Below are 5,282 nucleotides of genomic sequence, written 5' to 3'. Positions count from 1 at the left end.
GTGGAACGGCCCCACCACATCCGGTGGAATCGCCCCCCCACTTCCGGTGGAACAGCACACCCGCTTCGCGTGGAATCGGCACCCCACTTCCCGTGGAATGCACCCCCCACTTGAGGACTATTCCATAGTCCCTAACATCACCGGCAAAAAACTCGAACAGCGCATTGAGAAAACGTTGTGCTACCTCATCGCCGCTTGCTGTAGCATCGATAAGAATTGACGGATCTTCGTGCAACAGGTCGAATATGGCGATCAGTCGATGGCCGAGTCGGTCGCCTAGGGTCGCGAACAGCGCTCGGCGCTCCTCCTCGGTGCCAGCCAGTCGTCCCCGTCCTGGATCGACTCGAAACTCCCTGCAGTTCAGTAGCCAGCCGCTTTGTACAGACTCCTCCAACGGCGCCATCAGCCAAAGTCGTGGTGTTTCCGGCGAGGCTGCTGCAGGACCGTAGGCATCCAACGGGATGAATAGCGTCGTTTCATCACCTAGATCCAGCGCAAGAGCGCGTCCGGGCTCGGGGCCGATTAGACGAACGACCCCAATGCCATCAACCAGGGAATCGTATTCAACGTGCCGTGGAGCATCTCCAGCGATCTCAATAGAGCGTATCGCCCGGCTCATGGCTGGCAGCCAACGCGCTGCGAGCCGAAACGCCGAAACGGCATCATTTGTAGCGGTATTAGAATCCAGTTCGAGGTCTATTACAGTGGCAGCACGCGAACCTTGCTGATATTGGAATGAAAGTTCGCGGCCGCCGCTCCAGGAATCTGGAAGCATCCCACCATGCACGCGGCAAGCAACAAAGCGGCTAGCAATACCGACTTCGCCAGCAATCAAATGCACACACTTGAAGCCAAGACCAAAACGGCCGGTAACGCCATCCGCTTTGTCCGACACATTCAACAGTAACATATTCAGAAGATCGTTCGACCATCCTTCCCTTGCGCCCTTTTCTCGTGATGGACCGTGGTGGTTCAGTTCCCGTCCCCAGTGCAGGGTTCTGATGCGGGATTCTCCTGCCTCAAGGCGAAAACGTGTTTCGCCCACTGGGGGATGCTGAGAGGTTGCATCATCTGCGTTTTGGAACAGCTCAAACAAGACGCGCTTAGCATCGTACCCGTAGTCTTCGATCCGCCCGCGCACCGCGGCTAGGAGCTCGTTCCGCGTCCCTGGTTCATTCACCGCTTGCCATAATGCCTCTTTTGCACGTTGCCGCGCGGACTCGCGCGCTTCGCCGCAAGGTATCGCTGAGATCTCCTGCTTATAGGTATCTCGCGCCTGGCGCAAATGCGTTTCGCGCCGCGGCTTTAACTCGTCGAGAATGCTAGGCAAACGATCCTCAAGCTCGTCACGTACGCTCTCGACCAAGGTCTGCTCGACCCGATTACAGCTTTCAGCGAGTGCATCAAGCGCGATGAACGCATCAGACTGCTCACTGCGATATCCGATTATGATCTCAGCCAGTGCGAGGCAGAGATCATGCACGCTTTGCGCGGAGGGCGTGCGATCGGCCGGAATTCCGATCTTGATCGGTTGTCGCCGTAGCATCCCCGGACCGCGGGTATAGGTGAATCCACTCTGGTGCAGATCACCGAGCACACCGAGCGGCGTGAGATCGGCGACGGGAAGTTCCTGCGTCTCGCCAGATAGTGTCTCGACCTTTAGATTACTTGGCGCTTGACGCACCGGTACGGGAATAACGAAGATCTCCTTCCTCCGGTCCTGAAGGGAGGCGTGCTTATTCGTGGGGCGGAAAACTTTTGCAACCTCATCGTCGAGCCGCCGCCATATACGCTTGAGATCGGCCTCGGATCCGTCAATGGCGTCTCGTGCAAGCTCGGCAAAGCCTTCCGAACATCCAAGCAATCCGACCAGTAGGATGAGAAGATCCGGCGGCACATGAGGCTTGGCATATTCAAGGATGTCACGTAGACCTTCGATCGCCTCCTTTTCGAACGCTTGGAGGTTCGCTTCGCGCGGAGGGCGAGGGTCAACTATCCCAGTTGAGCCGATCTCAGTACCACCGCCACTTGCACGCTCCTGAAGGAGAGCACCAAGCTCTTGGTGGAGTAAGCGCGACGCGGCCACACCGCCGCCTTGCACTGATACTTCTCTGCCCAGTCGCCACGTCGCGTCTTGTGTTCGCACCAACGCATTGCCGAGCGTCGCCCGACGTGCCCCCCCTGCCCACAAGGCGACCGTTTTGAAGGTCGCAACATACACAGTCCATGCCTCCTCGCTCCCATCTGTGGCGAGTTTTGCAAGGGCAGAGAGCGCATCTGCTGCGAGGTCAGGGGATTCATGCTCTATCTGGCCGAACGCTTCGATAATTTGCTGGCGATGCTCTGAGGAGCTGCGCAACAGGGCGGCGAGCAACGGCCAGCCCGGCAGCCGAAGATTGGCCTCAGAAGATGCGAGCCTGGCTAGTGCGCGTGAGGATGTAGCTGTGCGCCACTCACTGAAGATCGCAACAGGGCGTACAATTTTGATTCGCTGGATGAGCTCAGACTCCATGCGTTGGGCATCAAAGAGCACGCCTGTGTCACGCAAGATCTGGGCTGTTTCGGGTTCACGTAATATGGGTGCGAGGTCGTCGAGCGGCAAAAATCGTGTGGCGTTGTTACCTTGTGCGAGAGTTGTCCGAGCGACCTCCATCACCTCTGCTGGTAGGTCGAGTATTTCGATTGGCTTCCAAGGCCGACCGTGGTGATCCCGGAGCCAAGCCGTGTGGCGTAGCGAATCCAGATCATTCGGGGCTGTTTTCGCCAGTGCAGAGACTATCTCGTTAGCAAAGTGATGAGGCTCGGGTTGCTCCAGTGCAATACGGATCTGCGCCGCAGGCGACCAAGCGTCGATCAGCTGTTCGACTCTCGTCTGGATCAATTTCGCTGTGGACGGAGCCAAAACAGGGACCACACCGCGCATGCTCTCGGGGATCGGAGCATCGGGCGTATCTCGCCAGATCTCGTCGCCGCATCGGCGCTGTCCAGAAGTGTCTGTAAACAGTGGCAGTGCCCGAAGATCTGCATCTTCAAGATTCGAATTAAATAACGCTTTCAGCATAGAACTATCTAATGGTCGGTCACGCAGTCGTTGCGCATTCCGTCTAAGCAATTCACCGAGAGCGGCCGCGTCCAAATCTTCGATGCCGAGGCTCTGCTTGCGCCGGTAACCAATATCCATAGTGATCGCTGCTGGCACCACGAGAGTATCCGTATCCTCATCGATCAGGTCGCGTACAAGACGATCCAAAACCCCTAAACCATTGCCTAGGGCAATGAGTGAAATCTGCTTATTCGCTGCGCGGTGGTCACCGGCCACCAGCACGCGCAATGCCGGGCGCGCTGCCTCGTCTGCAGTGAAAACAGTGTCGAGTAGACGGCCGCGTGCTTCGGGGGGGCCTAAACGCTCCGCACGCATTACGAGACGCGCGATCGCCTTTTTGCTTGTTGCGTCGGTGAACACGACAGGATCACCGATGCCCTCCAGCAAATCTGCGGCAGTCGCGCTTACTGCAATCGCCCCCGAGCCTGGTGCCGCTTCGTGAAGTACTTTAAGAGTCTTCGTGAGATTGGGATTGCTTCTGAATAGGCGCCGTTCTCGAGCTGCTTCGACCAAATCCGCAAGGCTGGCTAACCGCGACTGACCGCTACCGTCGAAAACCCGCAGTACCGACAGTGGAGCGATTGAGGGGTGGCGGACCGCCTCTTGTAGTTGTGCTGCCATCAAGCGAACAATAGAGAGGGAGGCGGTGACAACAGATTCGGCAGCATAATCCCCTCCCTCTAAAAGTGGTTGCAAGGCCGACAGCAAAGGCGCCGCCTGGTCTGGCGAGAGTGAGGAAATCACCTGCGCACTCTCCAACCACTCGCTTCGCACGACAGGCGAACTACCGGAAGCGCGGGCAAGGGCGCGGAGCACAAAACGCTCCCCGGCCCTGCCCGACAGCGCCACCGCCGAGCCCAACGGCAAAACGCGGAGGATGCGACGCATCGTCTCTTCTGGCGCTAAGCTGCGGTCATCGGTTATCGCTCGTCGCAGCGCAGAGAGGAGCGGTGGTCCTGCCGCATCTCTAAGATCAGAGTTATCATCAACCGCAGTTTCAAGAAAAGCAGCTAGCGCTTCCGCACCGGCGTCGTTTACAAAGGTCGCAGGATCAAGCCTATCCAGTAGATCGGCGATTTCGTCTGCTGTCCAACGAGGCAAATCTCTAAGCAGGGCGGCATTCGGCCCTGCAATGAGGAATAGCCCACGTGCTTCTGCCCATTCGGCCAAGTCATTAAATAGTTCAGCGGCCGCAACCCGCCCTTGATCAGGCTCCGGAAAGGATCGAAGCGCTGCGTCAGCGGCCGTTAACGACCAAGTCGCGACCATGCGGTTCCCAGTACGGCGAATTACACGTGCAAGGCCTCCATTTTTGGCGATCGCGGCGGCGTGCGTCCTTGCCAAAGCTGTCTCGCTAAAGACCGATAGGAGCTCTGCTAGCTGGTTGGAGGTAAACACTTCGGCTTGAAATGCGTCGTAAAGAACACCGGGTAGTAGCGGTAGTACGGCCTCGTCCCGGAGCGCGCAGTTCCAGCTTAGCTGCACGTCGGTGAGATCCACTGATTGATCGAAGCCCTTAATATTTCTCCGGCCAGAGTCGACGAAGAAATACCCGTGAAGCATCAACCTTACGGCGGGAGACTTTGCTTTAATATTCAAAGCATTTCCAATCGGCAGAAAGACACCCCAGTCGAGGGTCGAGGTCACGATATCACCGTGCTTATTGAGAGGACTTGTCGATAGCACCACGGCACCATGAGGGCTTGCCTTCTCGGGTCTGAGCACCGTTCCTTCAGCTGTAAAATGGACAGTGCGTGGCCACTCCTCTGATTCCTGAAGATCCTGAAGCTTCTGAGTGTGTGCGATGATCTCGCGGCCGACATAGGGATGTTTTCGACCTACTTCGTCGATCAAGGCACCAGCGAAAGAGCGGGCAAGCATGGTTGCGGACGCCATTTCGCTGTTGCGATTTCCCTCCAGCTCCGGACCACTCATCCGAATGGCCTTACCCTCCTTACCCTTCTTGGCCTCCTCCCGCTGTATCCGAAGCCCTGAGCCGTTCTCGTCGGTCACCTCGATTGCGTTGAGATGTCGAAGGCTAGCAAGCACTAGGGAAACGCTGAAGTAATCGGGCTTTCGGCGTGGAAAGCCGAAGATTACAGCATCGATTGATTTTTGTTCAGGTGCTGGACGTCAATTTTCCGATTTTGGGCCAAAACGGGCTTATTTTCGTGTGGTG

General features: G+C 57.2%; 1 protein-coding gene. It reads right to left on the bottom strand.

Annotated features, from left to right (window positions below):
* The coding region (locus tag CKO15_RS13125) for a hypothetical protein (RefSeq protein WP_200197119.1) at positions 1-5,116 on the bottom strand (5,116 nt) is incomplete at its 3' end.
* Positions 5,117-5,282 lie beyond the last annotated feature (166 nt).

This window comes from Halorhodospira abdelmalekii, assembly GCF_016583625.1.
Taxonomy (GTDB): domain Bacteria; phylum Pseudomonadota; class Gammaproteobacteria; order Nitrococcales; family Halorhodospiraceae; genus Halorhodospira; species Halorhodospira abdelmalekii.
The sequence above is the reverse complement of the archived record's forward strand: the minus strand, read 5'-3'. Positions and strand labels throughout refer to the sequence as shown.